Genomic DNA, 15,063 nt, shown 5'->3' on the forward strand with positions numbered 1-15,063 from the left:
GCTTTATGTAAACATTTACATTTGATATCTTACATAAGTTTATATATTTTTGGTATAATAAAAAATGGAGGTAGAAAATGAAATTAAATCTTGAAAAATTATATGATATTTTAAACAAAAAAACTGAACAAGGACACATCAATTATGTTGTACCTGATTTATGGAATGCTTGGGATTACCAAGGTGATGAAATCAGAAGACTTCCTAGCCAAGAATTCTTAGTAAATCCTTATAAATTTTATAGTCGTTTAATCAAAGATATATATTTAGAATTTGCAGACAAAAGAAGGAATTATTTAAAATCATTATCATCCATCCATAAGGATCATAAAAATCATCATTGGTTATTGGAATCAGTAGTTTATTCATCTCACATTAGAACTTCTGCTTCTTGGGACCATGATCGATCTTTTTCTTTAGACATTAGTAATTTTGATGGTTTAAAGGAAACAGGTACCTTTATCAAAATGTTAGCCTATCTACCAACCTTGAAACGCATGGGTATAAACTCTATATACTTATTACCAATCACAAAATATTCTACCCAACATAAAAAAGGTGAGTTAGGTTCTCCTTATGCAGTAAGATCTTTCTTTGACTTAGATGAAAATTTAAAAGATCCAATGACAGATGACCAAATGACCATCGATGATGAATTTAAAGCCTTTGTTGAAGCTTGTCATATCCTAGACATGCGTGTTATTATCGATGTCATTCCTAGAACTAACGCAGTTAATAGTGATTTTATTAGAGAACATCCAGAGTGGTTCTACTGGATCAAAGCCGATGAATTAACTAATTATCACTCACCACATGTTGAAACAATTGGTGAAACTATAGCCCCTAAAGAAGAATATTTAAAAGATGTTTTCGAATCGAAAAATGTCAAGAAACATCTTGCAATGTTCCAAAAAAATCCTAAGGAACAAGATCCTGAACTATATAATATAATCAAAGACAAAGAAAACTATTTGGACTTGATTAAAGAAAAATTTAATCTTGTGGTAGCTCCAGCATTTTCTGATTGGATTAATGACCCACAACCCCCATGGTCTGATGTGACTTTCTTTAGATTCTATTTTGATCACCCAGCAGTCTCACAAAAGTATATAGATAAAGACCAAGCGCCTTATATTTTATACGATTCTATAAAAACCAATCTCTACCCAGGAAAAAAACCGAATAAAGAGTTATTCGATATGATTAAAAATATCATCCCATATTTCCAAACAAATTACGGTATTGATGGTGCCAGAATTGATATGGGACATGCCCTTCCAAATGAACTTTTAAAAATGATTATGGCCGAGGCAAGAGCGATCGATCCAGATTTTGGTTTCATAGCTGAAGAACTTGATCCAAGTCATTTTGAACAAGCCAATGAAAAAGGCTATAACGCTGTTGTTGGTAATGGCTTTTGGATGGAAGCTAGATATGAAGAACAAAAATTAAAAGAGTACATCTTCTCAAGTCATAAATACACCCTACCTATGTTTGCTTCTATAGAAACTCACGATACACCTCGGGCAGCGAGTAGAAAAGGTGGTATAGAGTTTGCTAGAATGATTACTGTTCTAAATATGTTTGTCCCTAAAATGATGCCTTTTATTAATTCAGGACAGGAAGTATATGAAGTCCAACCAATGAATTTAGGTTTAGACGCAACTGAACAAGACTTGTATCATTTAGATTCAAATGACTTATTTTACAAAAAATTAGCCTTATTTGATAAATTCGCCTTACATTATATGAATCCTAATAGATGGGAATTATTTGACCACTTAAAGGGAATCGTCGATTTAAGAAAAGAATGGATTGAAGCAATGATTGATCCAAATCATTTAATAAGATTTAATATTTCTAACAACCATACCATTGAGTATGCTTTTGCAAAAGACAATGAGGGATTGATTATCGTTGCTAATACTTCAAATCATGAAATTCATCACAATTTCTCTATTCAACCATTACGACTCATGATTAACAAAAATGATCACCAAGGTGATTTGTTATATTCAACCTACGAACTACCTAGAGACTATGAACACCTTTATGATGAATCTATCTATGTTCACTTACAAGCATTTGAAGTAAAAATTATCAAAATATAAGCAAGAAAAAAAGTTCATTTTCAATAAATGAACTTTTTTTTGTATATACTATAAAAATTTCACTATACAATCTCGTATTTAATTATCTATTAGTCTCTAAAGATTTAACTAAAGCATAAATTCTAACAAGTAAAATTGAATAAAGCATCGCTTCTAAGGGTAATTTAATTATCCTTAAAGGTAATTGAATCAAGTAAGGATGTCCAAATAACTGAGATACCCAAAGAGGCGTTAAAAATACTGAAGTAATCAATAATAATGAAGTCACAAAAAAGATAATTTGGTGGTTGTTATTGTGTGATTTTCTAAAGATTACAAAGATTAACATTAAAATAACAGCCAACAAACTTGAAGTAACTAAAATATAGGCTAAAGATTTACCTAATTCAATGGTTCCTCCTACTTCAAGTCTTAATGTCACATCAGTAATGATTGTGATATCAATCAATAAGATAATACCGGCAATAGCCAATATTGAGCCGACCACAATATTAATTATCTTATATACTTTGTCTTTAAAAGGCATATACTTTAATAAAAAACCAGGCATAAAACCAATAATCATTGCGTTTAACAAGAAACCAAAATGGAAATACGCCAAACCTCCGCCAATGGTCAAACCTAAAACATCTTGAATAATGGCAGATATAAGACCATATAAAGGTCCATATAACAAAGAAATAAGCATTAAAGGTAAGTATCCTATACCAATTCTAATAATAGTTGTTTGAGGCGGTATTGAAATAGAAAGAAACTGAGATAATACAATACCGATTGTAATTAATAAGCCAGTAAAAATAAGTTTTTGTGTTTTATTGTTCATGATGTACTCCTTGTTGAAAATTTTATTGGATTATAATTGTTATCCATTAAAAAACGATTGATCTGAGAAAATGGTTTTGAACCAAAAAAACCTCGATAAGAAGATAAGGGTGATGGGTGAACATTTTCAATAATCAAATGTCTTTTATTTGTAATCAACTTCTTTTTTGTTCTCGCATAAGACCCCCATAATACAAAAACCATAGGATCACTTTTATCATTTAATAAAGAGATAATTTTATCAGTAAATTTCTCCCATCCACGATCTTTATGAGATAGGGGCTGACTATGTCTAACTGTCCAAATTGAATTGATTAATAATACACCCTGTTTTGCCCAAGAACTTAAGTCTCCGCAAGTATTATCGATACCTATATCGTTCTTAAGTTCTTTAAAAATATTTTTTAAAGAAGGCGGCAAAGCTATCTCATCCGGTACTGAAAAAGCTAAACCCATGGCTTGCCCTGGCTGATGATAAGGGTCTTGACCTAAAATTAAAACTCTAGAATCATGATATGACGTTAATTCTAAGGCTTTAAAGATATGATTATATTGAGGATAAATAGTAAAATTTTGATATTCTTCATGAATAAAATCCATCAACTCTAGAAAATAGGGTTGGTGGATTTCACTTTTCAAATGTATTTGCCAATCATTTTTCAAATTCATTTTTTCTTGAACTACAATGTGATGCATGACAACTCTTGCATTCTAAGTCCTCTGCCCCTTCAGGCTTATCACATTTTTCATTGGCTGAGTAAGACCAAAAATAAAGTCCTACAATGGCTACGATAATTAAAATACCATAGACGATTTCCATATTATTTAACCTTCTTTACAACAGCTGTTAATTCATCTAAAATACGAATCATTTTCTCTTTAGAAGTATCTAAAGATTCTGTAACAACACCTGCATATAATTTTAATTTTGGTTCAGTACCTGATGGTCTAAGAACAAACCAAGATCCATCTTTTAAGACATATTTAATAACATTAGATTTTTCTAAATCAATATCTTCAATATGATTGTTTATATACTTAACAGACTTCTCAAAATCTTCAATAGAAACAATCTCTTGACCCATCAAAGATTCTAATGGATTTTCTCTAAAGTGAGACATAATTCTAGTAATTCTTTCTTGCCCTTCTTTGCCTTCTAAAACAATTGATTTTAAGCCTTCCAAGAAGTATCCATAAGCTTCATAGATATCCAATAATTTATCATACAAAGTTTTATTTTCACTTGCGTGATAATAATTAGCGGCTTCTGACACCAACAACATGGCTTGTAAGGAATCTTTATCTCTGACAAAGTCTTTGACCACATATCCATATGACTCTTCATAACCAAAGACAAATTCTCTTTCATCATCTTCCAAATACCTTGCTTGCTCACCAATAAATTTAAATCCAGTGAGAGTTGATATAACATCCATATTGAATGATCTGGCTATTTTAGCCCCTAAATCTGAAGTAACAATGGTATTAAATACCACACCTTTTTTTGGAAGTTGTTTTAATTTACTTTTTTCATTTAAAATATAATAAATAAGTAGAGCACCTGTTTGATTACCATTCAAGAAAACAAATTCATTTTGATGTTTTACAGCTACCCCTAACCTATCTGCGTCTGGATCTGTAGCAATCAAGATATCAGCATTGATTTCTTTCCCTAAATCTAAAGCAAAATCAAAAGCTGATTTGTCTTCAGGATTAGGAGACTTAACTGTAGAAAAATTAGGATCAGCTATCATTTGAGCCTTCACTGGGTAGACTTTGTATGAAGTCTCTTCTAAAAGTCTTGTTCCCATCATGGCTGAAGTGCCATGAAGAGGCGTAAATACTATTTTTAAATCTTTTTTGATTTCAGGATGTATTTGAATGGTTTTCAATTCTTTGATATATGCATCATCTATTTCTTGATCAATATAATTTAAGAGTCCTTGACTCATTAATTGATCAACTGATAAAGCCTGAATTCCAAATAAATCTTCTACTTCATTAACATAAGTGATAATTTCATTCGCGTATTTAGGTGTATATTGGCAACCATATTCATCATATATTTTATAACCATTATAATTAGGTGGATTATGACTAGCTGTCACAACAATACCCGCCATCGCCTTTAAATACCTAACTGCATAAGATAACTCTGGTGTCGGTCTTAAACTCGTAAAAACATGAGTCGGTATCCCTTGAGCACCTAATACTTTAGCAGATTCAATCGCAAACTCTTTTGATAAATGACGGTTATCATATGCAATAACAACACCTCTTTTTAAATTCTGTTGACTATAATGTTTTATTAAATACTTAGCTAAACCAGCATTGGCTCTTCTAATCGTATATATATTTAAACGATTGGTTCCAGGGCCTAAGATACCTCTCATCCCCCCGGTACCAAAAGATAATGATTGATAAAAACTATCTTCTAATTCGCTTTCATTCTTTTGTAATAAAGCTTCTCTTAAATCAACATCTAAAGTTTCATTTTGAAGCCACTTATCATACTCATTGCGCCACATCATGGCCTCCTTTATAATACGTAATCAACTAAATTTTCTTTTCTTAATTTTGCTTCTGGTAGTTCTCCCTTTGGATAACCCATACAAATACTCACTTCATGCCCATAACCATTAGGTATCTTTATGAGTTTATTCACATCAATTTCATTGGCTTTATGGTACATATATCTTGTTTGTCCTACGATACAAGAACCATAACCTAAGGCCTTTGCAGCAAGTGCTAAATTTTCTACAGCACACCCAATATTAATGGCTGAAAAAGCAATTCGAGAACTAATCACAATCACCACAGGAGCATGATAAAAAATATGACCATCGCCTTCTCTTTCCAAACCTATTTTTTTCATACCTTCAATGGCCATATCAGACATTTGATCAATGACCTCTTTATTAGTTATTACAGAAAAATGCCAATCTTGTTTATTCTTAGCACTCGGTGCGTAAAGACCAGCTTTAATGATTAATTGTAAGTCTTCGTCAGGAATAGCTTTATCTTGATAAGATCTAACAGATCTACGAGATAAAATATCCTCAATGGTTTTATTCATACTAACACACTCCTTTATTTATTCTAATATACTAGTTTGAATATAATCAATGTCTAATTTCACTATTTTTTCAGCAGTTTCTTTATCATCTACTTGGCCAGTCATGACTTTCAAACCAATTAAATGACACTTTTTTACAAATTCTTTATCTATATTTTTTTTATCTAAATAAATATTAACCTTGTGTTTATTAGAAAACTCATCATTAATTTGATTTAATTCTAAATGATGAAAGAATATTTGATTCGCTGGCACTGATTCTAATAAATATTCTATTTGTTTCTTATCTTCAGAAATAAACAAACAATGATTTATATCATAATACTCAGATATTTTCTTTAACATCATATCTAAATTTATATTTTTTAAAGATGGATGTAATCTTATAATGGACGTTTTTTCATAAGCCTTACAAATACTTAAAAAATCCCTTAATAAAGGTATATATAAGAAATGATTAATATTTTCAGTTTTTCGATCAACCAAAGAATATTTAACCAACTCTTCATAATCAAAACTTTGAATATCTAAGTTTAATAAACCAAATTTTAATAAAGATGTTTCAGCTGTTAATATAAGTTTTTCATCTTTTGATAAAAATAAATCACATGAAATTCCACAGTAAGAATGGTTGGCAGCTGCCAAATAAGAAAAGACAGTATTTTCTGTTTCAATACCACTTAATCCCCGATGTGCAATCATGCCTTTATAATATTTATCGATTTTTATTGTTTTCATCTGCATCACTCTTTCATTGAATTACTTATATTTTAACACTATTAAAGCATCTTTTGAATGATAAACTTAAATTTTATCACAAAGGCTATAAGATATTAATCAAGCTTAGATAATTCTGTTAAAATAGAGCTAATGCTTGTGAATTTAGTTTCAAAGTTATTTCCACTCACTTTGACTAAGGTTGGTGTACTTGAAACACCAAATGAATCTTCAATAGCAATTCCAGCACGAGGATTATTATAGGCATCAAATAAAAGCAATGTATCCGTTTCTAACAATAAAATCAGACCCAAAACATCTTGTTTAATATATTCACAAGCCGAACATCCTTCTTGATAGTAATAAATATAAAAAACATCATCATTATAATATAATTGATCTTCTAAAGTAAATAACTGATAAGTATAAAATTGATCATAATCTAAATATTCTATGGTTTCTTGTAGGCTTGTATCTTCTGTTCCTTGTTCAGAACAAGCCATTAAAAAGAAAGATAATCCTATCATTATAAATGTTAAAATTTTTTTCATTTTTTCACTCCTTGTCTAAAGAATATTATATCATAAAAGCCTATATTTTAAGAGAAAAAAAGCCTGAAACAGGCTTTTTATGATAAATCAATTATAACATTAAACTATGGTCAAAAAACGTTCTCTAATAAAATAAAACCTTTTCCAAGTCAAGTTAATAAAGACAGCATTTAATCCCCATTTTATAATATTAAATACACCAAAAATCGCTAATACTTGTCCAAATGACATATCAATATTATAAATATAAGGTAAGTTAATAAATTGATTAAATAAGACCATTAAAACAACTGTCCCAACAAAGCCTAAAGCCGTCAAGAAGAGGACATAATAATGATTGTTTTGATCTTGAATTCGATCTTTATTTAAAATAAGTGCTGTTGGTAAAATAAAGATCATTGTTGCTAAAAAGTTAATCATCTCATCCAATAAAGGAATGATTGGTGCACTACTTGGCAAAAAGAAATGAACAACATTGGTCACAAAAGACACAAAAACAGCTGTTTTAAAATCAAACCAAATTAAGGTCATAAAAATAATTAAAGCAGATAATTCAACCTTTAAAAAAGGTGCAGCTGGCATAACTGGAAAACTAATAAGCATTAAAACCGAAGCTATTCCCACTAAAATACCCTGAATGGCTATTTTATGAGTCGTTACCCTTTGTTTTGGTTTGTCTTTTTGATGAATTCTTAATACCGAGAATAAACCAATCAGATAAATAGCCACAACAATGATGTTGGTTAAAATAATCTTTGAAATCTCGACTTTTTCACCATCTACTTCAATCAAGAACAAGTAAGCATAGGTGATTCCACCAACAATAAACAATAGTGATAATAAAGAAACAATCAGTAATTTTTGATTGTTCTTTGTGTTATTCCCTAAGAAAAACATCAACAACAAAGCACCAATAAGTGCCGATCCTGCGATTAAATAAATTTCCATTCTATCCCTCTTTCTTTCTTTTATTTGAGCATTTTTTTAAATAAAAAAATGCCCAAACTTCGGGCATTAGAAAATACAAAAAATCATACTTCTCTCATCCAGACTTTAACTGTCGGTTTGGGAATTACACCCAATCATGCCTAAGCTCGCGGACTATACCGCCGGTAGGGAATTACGCCCTGCCCTGAAGTTATTTATTTAATTCGTAATCATTATAAAATATTAAATAGCAAAATGCAAGTACAATTATAAGTTTTTTGCAATGACATTTACAAGCGCAGCTTCAAGTCCCTTTATCGGAATAGGTAAAACCATTAACTCAATATGAGAAGACAAGCGATCCAAATGAACTAAATTTTCGAGCAAATAAATATCATTGCTTAATAAATCTCTATGCATTTGTAACATATCACCTTCAACATATTCATAACTTGGTAAATCAGCTGCTAATAAACGAATATGATGCTTTTTTAAGAATTCTAAAATTGAAGGTTCAAATTTAGGATAGGTCCAATAAGCTTGAGTATTTATTTTATGTTCATGATTGGTTGAAATAATTAACATATCTTCTGCTTGATTGATATATTGATAAGCCAACTCTATATCTTTAGTTTTAATGATCCCTGACTTAGCTTGGATAAAAATGACATTAGCTTTGCCTATAAACTGATTAAAATCAAGATGGTCTTCTTCATTTAAGACATGTGATTTATAATCCAAATGCGTACCCAAATGCATGGTTAAATATACTTGGGATAAAAGGTAATTATCTTTATCCCAAGTCTTAATTTTATTTATTTTTAGCCCTTCATCTCCAGGAAAAGCTAAGGTTGATTCATCAATTTCTAGAGATAAACTCAACCATTGTTCTTTCATGATAAAGAATCAATCTCCCAAATTTTTTGGCTATAATCTCTAATAGAACGATCTGAAGAAAACTCTCCTGATTTTCCAATATTGATTAATGCCATTTTAGCCCAATGACTTTGGTCTTTATAAGCTTCATTTACAAGTTCAGATGCTTTTAAGTAAGCATGGAAATCTTTAAGGACATAATAAGGATCTCTATTGACTAGATTTTCAAATATTTCTCTAAATTCTTCTCTATCAACTTGATCAAAGAAACCATTAACCAATTGTTTTAGAAGTAAATTAATAGTCGAATCTGTTTCATATAAGGTTCTAGGATTGTATTTATGACTAGCATTTAAGGTGTTTACTTCATTTGCGTCTAATCCAAAAATATAGATATTATCATCACCAACAAGTTCTTTTATCTCAACATTGGCCCCATCTAAGGTTCCTAAAGTTAAGGCACCATTCATCATAAATTTCATATTACCTGTCCCACTTGCCTCTTTTGAAGCTGTTGAAATTTGTTCAGACACATCACAAGCAGGCATAATCATTTCAGCATAAGATACATTATAATTTTCTACAAATATTACTTTCAAATATGAATTGGTCTCAGGATCATTATTTACTTTAGTAGCTATCGTGTTAATTAATTTTATAATCTTCTTAGCAAAGTGATAAGAACCTGCAGCTTTAGCACCGAAAATATAAGTGTGAGGTACATAATTTTCCCTATATTCTTTTGAAGTTTTCAACTGATGGTAAACATACATAATATGAATTGCATTCATTAGCTGGCGTTTATACTCATGTAGACGCTTCACTTGAATATCAAAAATAGAATTAGAATCAATTTCAATGCCTTGTTCTTCATAGATACGTTTAGCCAAAGCATCTTTTTTAATTTTTTTAATTTTCAAAAATTCTTTTTGAGTATTTTTATCATCAACAAATTCTAATAACTTTTCTAAGTCTTTAGGATTTTTTTGATATTCTTGGCCAATCTTCTTATTTAAAAATTCACTTAATTCAGGATTTGAATGTAATAACCATCTACGATGAGTAATACCATTGGTGATATTAACAAATTTATTAGGATATAAATCATTAAAATCCTTCATCTCTATATTCTTCAATATATCTGTGTGTAGTTTAGCAACACCATTGACGGAGAATGAAGAAATAATACATAAATGCGCCATTCTAACTTCATTATGATTAATGATTCTTAAATCATTAATTTTATCAATTGATTCTCCATCTTGATTCATTTTCTCAACAAAACGACGGTCTATTTCTTCGATTAATTGATAGACTCTTGGTAATAAAGGTTGAATAATATTTACAGACCAACGTTCTAAAGCTTCAGCTAAAATCGTATGATTCGTATAAGCAAAAGTATGGTTCGTAATGTCCCACGCCTTATCCCAAGACATATGTTCTTCATCTAATAATATTCTCATCATTTCAGGAATTAATAAAGCTGGATGTGTATCATTAATATGAATCACATTCTTTTCAGCAAAATTATCCATAGTATTATATTTAGCTTTATGTTTTTTTATAATGCTTTTTAAACCGGCAGCTGATAAGAAATATTGTTGCTTAAGTCTTAAAGTTTTCCCTTCATGGGTAGAATCATCAGGATATAAGAAACCAGAAATTTGTTCTAATTCACTTTCATATTCAAAAGGTGACTTATATTCAGGATAACGTTTATCTGGTTCTGCAGACCAAATTCTTAATTGATTAACAAAACCATTATCATCTCCAATGATTGGAATATCATAAGGCACTGCACGAATGAATTCTCCCGGTTTATAAACCATATCTCCATTATGATATTCTACATGGCCATAGAAAGGAATAGATTCTGATTCTTCGGTTTTTCTAACTTCCCATACATAGCCATCATTTAACCAGTTGTCTGGTCTTTCTTCTTGATAACCATTTTTTATACGTTGTCTAAATAACCCATAACGATAACGGATACAGTTACCTGAACCAGGTATTTTTAAAGAAGCCATTGAGTCTAAGAAACAAGCTGCTAAACGACCTAGTCCACCATTTCCTAGACCTGGATCAGATTCATAATCTTCGACCTCATTTAAATCAAAACCTAATGATTTAAAACCTGCCTCAGCTACATCTCTAATTCCTAAATTAATTAAGTTATTGGTAATTAAACGGCCCAATAAGAATTCCATTGAAAAATAATGAATTTGTTTGGCATCTTCTTTTTCTATTTTTTCATGAGTATCTATCCATTGGTCAGCCATTTCTTCTTTAACCAACATACCTAGAACATGATATCTTTCTCTTATGGTTGAATCTTTAACATCTTTGAAATAAGTTTTTCTTAAACGATCTTTAAATACTTTTTCAAATTTATTACTTGTTGAAAATATTTCCTTTTTCATAATAATCTCTCCTCTTTTAAACCATCATCTCATATAACTCTATATATTTGATGGCTGAATCTTTTATAGTAAAACGGGAATTCATGGCATTAATGATTAACTGATGCCAATCATTAGGATGGTTTTTATAGATTGAATAAGCAAATTCTAATTGAAAGACCAAATCTCTTACATCAAAATTATAAAACTTAAAGCCATTACCACGTTTACTTGATAAATCATAATGGTCTACAGTATCATTTAAACCACCAGTTTGTCTCACCAATGGAATGGTACCGTATTTTAAAGCAATCATTTGCCCCAAACCACAAGGTTCTACCCTAGAAGGCATTAAAAATAAATCAGCCCCAGCATAGATATAATTAGGATTGGTCGCATCATAAGTCAAGTTGACACTAACCTGATTAGGGAACTGCTTTTCTAAATTTCTTAGATTATCTAAATACTTTTCTTGTCCAGTTCCTAATATCACAAATTGAATTTGAGGATTTTTAAGAATTTCATATAAGGCTGGTAATATGATATCAAATCCTTTTTGTTCAACAATCCTTGTGACCATACCAATAATAAAGAAATCTTTAGAAAGAGTCAAGCCTAATTTTTTCTGTAGGTCTTCTTTATTTCTTGGTTTTGCGGAAAAAACATTGACCAAATCATATTTTTGATAAATATCCAAATCATTTTTTGGACCAACATTTTCACTGACACCATTTAAAATACCATAAAAATCCCTTGCTCGTCTTTGAATAGCATCCACAAGATTTTTAGAATAATATTCATAAGCTAACTCATCTTTATAGGTTTCAGATACAGTTGATACTTTATCGGCTAGATGAATACCTGTTTCTAGAAAATTTAAAGCATTGGGTCTAAAAAAATTATATGCTGTTTTTACTTTTAATTTACTTAAAACCCTTTGAGTGAATTTCCCTTGATATTCGATATTATGAATAGTTAATAAAGTCTTTATCTTCATTCCATATTCTTTTAATAGCATAGGAATTAAGGCGCTATGCCAATCATGAACATGAATGACGTTAGGAAATGACTCTAAATACTCTAAAAAGTCAATAACAGCTAGACTGAAGAAAGCAAATCTTTCATCATCATCTGGATAACCATAAATTTTATCCCTATCAAAAAATTGATAAGTCTCAATAAAATAATATACGGTATTTTCATTGTTTAAAGCATATAAAGAAGCCTTATACTGATCATCACCAAAGTCAATGGTTTTATCCCCAACATGTTTAAGTAATAATTCATAATTTTCAAAAATTTTAGGATACATTGGCATAATCACTAATGATTTTTTTCCTAGACTAGAGTAGGCTTCAGCATTAGCACCCACAACATCAGCCAAACCTCCTGTTTTCATAAAGGGTTGAACTTCAGCTGAGACCTGTAAAATGGTCAATCCTTTTTCAGTTGTGACGATTTGTTTTTTTTCAGATACAAATAACTGGTCTATGGTACCTAGGACTTTTGCGTGATCAATAACCTTTGTTTCTTTATCCAAAATTGAATATTGCACTTGGGCATTTTCGCCTATATCAGCATGGTTCATTAAAACCGAATGATAGACTTTGGCATTTTTCCTAACATGAACTTTTCGTCCAATGACTGAATGGTATACTTCTCCTTCAATTACAGCTCCTGAAGCAATTATAGAATTCTTCACAACAGCTGATTCACCATACCTTGTTGGAGCGGACATGGTTTCTTTAGAATAAATAGGCCAATCTTTAATAAAGATTTCTTGTCGAACCTGTTCATTCATTAACTGCATATTAGCATTAAACAAACCCCTTGATGATTCGATTAGAAATGAAGATTGTTCTATGCGATGAGCTGCCTTTTTTAAACTAGAAGAAAAATCAAAAACATCTGATAAATTCCTATATTGAATTTGATCATACTTAGAAATATAATCAATCAATAATTCTTTATTGATTATATAAATCTTTAAACGCTCATAATCACTCCCAACAAAAGTAGACAGGTCTAAATCAGCATCAATATGCTTATCTAATAGAGACATATAATCGATATTGATGACTACGTTGGCTGGTGTAATCAAGGCATACTCTTGACTTGAACGTTTAAAATATTCTATGTGTTCATACATTCTTTGAAAAGAAATTTCATGGTCAATGGTATTGGTTAATACTTTGGGAGGTAAAATAAAAATACCATCCTTCCGACGGTTTAAATCCCAACGGTTACCAGAACCAATTTGGTCAGATAAAGAACGATAATTACCATAAGGAAAAATAGCGACATTATATATTTTTGAATTTTTACAATTAGACAAAGTAAAATCAATCAAACGATACTTAGCCCCAAAAGGCATAGCCCCTGGAACACGATGTCTGGTTAAGTGAGAGAAACTGCCTTGATTTGTTGCATCAACGACCACAAATAAATTATTCACGAATCTCACCTACTTTAAAAAGGTTATCTTCTGTAATTAAAATACAATGTTCATTTATTGAATGATAATGATCGGGAATTTTTACTCCTTCATTGATAATTGCCTTCTCTATATGAGCCTTATAGCCTATTTCAACACCAGACAAGATAACACAATCTTTAACCAATGAGTTTTTCTTCATATGAACCTGATAAGCAAGGGTTGAGTGAATAACATGCCCATTGATCAAACATGCATCAGCGATCACTGATGATTGAACCAAACCATCATTTAAAACTATATGAGGATCTAAATTCAATGATCTTGAAAAAATCGGTAAGTTTTTTGAAGAATTTAAACCTAAAAAATGTTCATCATTTAACATATCCATATTGGCTTCATAAAGGGACTCTAAAGTTCCAACATCCCGCCAATAACCCTTAAATTCATAAGATAATATCTTATAATTTTGATGAATAGCTTCTGGGATAATATCACTGCCAAAGTCTAATAAATCTTTTTCAGAAAACAACAGAGATTTTAAGACCTCTGTTTTAAAAATATATATACCCATTGAAACTAAATTTGATGATGGATGATTAGGTTTTTCAGTAAAGGATAATAAATGGCCGCTTGGATCAGTTTCAACAATACCAAAGCGATATAAATCTGATTGATTAAGTCTTGTGGAAGCCACAAGAATATCACTTTGGTCTTCATCAATGGCTTGAATCATTTTGTTATAGTCCATTTTGTATATATGATCTCCTGGCAATATTAAAACATATTGACTTTGATAGTGGTCAATAAAATCAAAAAACTGTTTGACTGCATGACCAGTTCCCTTTTGCCATTCAATGGCATCTTTCTTTAAATAAGGGGTTAAGAACCTTATTCCCCCATCAGTGTAGTCTAAATCCCAAGAAGAACCATTACCAATATAATTCATTAAATCCATGGGTTCGTATTGGGTCACTAAGCCACAAACATCAATATGAGAATGGCTTAGATTGCTTAATGTAAAATCTATTAAGCGATATTTTCCACCAAAAGAAATGGCTGGTTTAGCCTTTCCTTTGGTCATATCCCCTAATCTTGTGCCCTTGCCTCCAACCAAAATCATTGAGATGATTTTTTTCATGGAACCACC

General features: G+C 30.6%; 13 protein-coding genes and 1 riboswitch. Of the genes, 1 reads left to right on the forward strand and 12 read right to left on the reverse strand.

Annotated elements, in window-relative coordinates:
• The first annotated feature begins 77 nt into the window (after nucleotides 1–77).
• Nucleotides 78–2,111, forward strand: coding sequence for an alpha-amylase family protein (locus tag HF295_RS03720; protein WP_312032512.1), 2,034 nt, complete (start codon nucleotides 78–80; stop codon nucleotides 2,109–2,111).
• Between the two features lie 82 nt (nucleotides 2,112–2,193).
• Here the strand turns inward: HF295_RS03720 and HF295_RS03725 are convergent, their stop codons facing one another.
• From HF295_RS03725 to HF295_RS03780, 12 genes are all read right to left on the reverse strand, one after another.
• Complete coding sequence (locus tag HF295_RS03725; RefSeq protein WP_312032513.1) at nucleotides 2,194–2,934, reverse strand: folate family ECF transporter S component; 741 nt, start codon at nucleotides 2,932–2,934, stop codon at nucleotides 2,194–2,196.
• Nucleotides 2,931–3,602 (reverse strand): uracil-DNA glycosylase, encoded by a 672-nt coding sequence (locus tag HF295_RS03730; RefSeq protein WP_312032514.1) that lies wholly within the window; start codon nucleotides 3,600–3,602, stop codon nucleotides 2,931–2,933. Before HF295_RS03730 ends, HF295_RS03725 begins: the two co-directional genes overlap by 4 nt.
• A complete protein-coding gene (locus HF295_RS03735) occupies nucleotides 3,586–3,753 on the reverse strand; it encodes a hypothetical protein (RefSeq protein WP_312032515.1) in 168 nt (55 codons plus the stop codon). The genes HF295_RS03730 and HF295_RS03735 overlap by 17 nt, the downstream gene beginning before the upstream one ends.
• Before the next feature lies 1 nt (nucleotide 3,754).
• Nucleotides 3,755–5,464 carry a phospho-sugar mutase gene (locus HF295_RS03740; RefSeq protein ID WP_312032516.1) on the reverse strand — a complete coding sequence of 570 codons (1,710 nt, stop codon included), beginning with the start codon at nucleotides 5,462–5,464 and terminating at the stop codon, nucleotides 3,755–3,757.
• An 8-nt stretch (nucleotides 5,465–5,472) separates the two neighbouring features.
• Complete coding sequence (locus tag HF295_RS03745; RefSeq protein ID WP_312032517.1) at nucleotides 5,473–6,009, reverse strand: nitroreductase family protein; 537 nt, start codon at nucleotides 6,007–6,009, stop codon at nucleotides 5,473–5,475.
• Nucleotides 6,010–6,027: 18 nt separating this feature from the next.
• Complete coding sequence (locus HF295_RS03750; protein ID WP_312032518.1) at nucleotides 6,028–6,747, reverse strand: glycerophosphodiester phosphodiesterase; 720 nt, start codon at nucleotides 6,745–6,747, stop codon at nucleotides 6,028–6,030.
• A 95-nt stretch (nucleotides 6,748–6,842) separates the two neighbouring features.
• Entirely contained in the window at nucleotides 6,843–7,277 is a 435-nt protein-coding gene (locus tag HF295_RS03755; protein WP_312032519.1) for a hypothetical protein, read from the reverse strand.
• 99 nt (nucleotides 7,278–7,376) lie between these two features.
• Complete coding sequence (locus tag HF295_RS03760; protein ID WP_312032520.1) at nucleotides 7,377–8,225, reverse strand: ECF transporter S component; 849 nt, start codon at nucleotides 8,223–8,225, stop codon at nucleotides 7,377–7,379.
• 82 nt (nucleotides 8,226–8,307) lie between these two features.
• A riboswitch (FMN riboswitch) is annotated at nucleotides 8,308–8,421 on the reverse strand.
• A 50-nt stretch (nucleotides 8,422–8,471) separates the two neighbouring features.
• Nucleotides 8,472–9,101: a cyclase family protein gene (locus HF295_RS03765; RefSeq protein WP_312032521.1), complete on the reverse strand. Its 630-nt coding sequence runs from the start codon at nucleotides 9,099–9,101 to the stop codon at nucleotides 8,472–8,474.
• Nucleotides 9,098–11,500 carry a glycogen/starch/alpha-glucan phosphorylase gene (locus HF295_RS03770; protein WP_312032522.1) on the reverse strand — a complete coding sequence of 801 codons (2,403 nt, stop codon included), beginning with the start codon at nucleotides 11,498–11,500 and terminating at the stop codon, nucleotides 9,098–9,100. Before HF295_RS03770 ends, HF295_RS03765 begins: the two co-directional genes overlap by 4 nt.
• Nucleotides 11,501–11,516: 16 nt before the next feature.
• Nucleotides 11,517–13,934 (reverse strand): glycogen/starch synthase, encoded by a 2,418-nt coding sequence (gene glgA, locus HF295_RS03775; RefSeq protein WP_312032523.1) that lies wholly within the window; start codon nucleotides 13,932–13,934, stop codon nucleotides 11,517–11,519.
• Nucleotides 13,927–15,054, reverse strand: a complete 1,128-nt coding sequence (locus tag HF295_RS03780) for a sugar phosphate nucleotidyltransferase (protein WP_312032524.1) — start codon at nucleotides 15,052–15,054, stop codon at nucleotides 13,927–13,929. Before HF295_RS03780 ends, glgA begins: the two co-directional genes overlap by 8 nt.
• Nucleotides 15,055–15,063: the final 9 nt, after the last annotated feature.

The sequence above is a fragment of the Hujiaoplasma nucleasis genome (genome assembly GCF_013745115.1).
Taxonomy (GTDB): domain Bacteria; phylum Bacillota_I; class Bacilli_A; order Izemoplasmatales; family Hujiaoplasmataceae; genus Hujiaoplasma; species Hujiaoplasma nucleasis.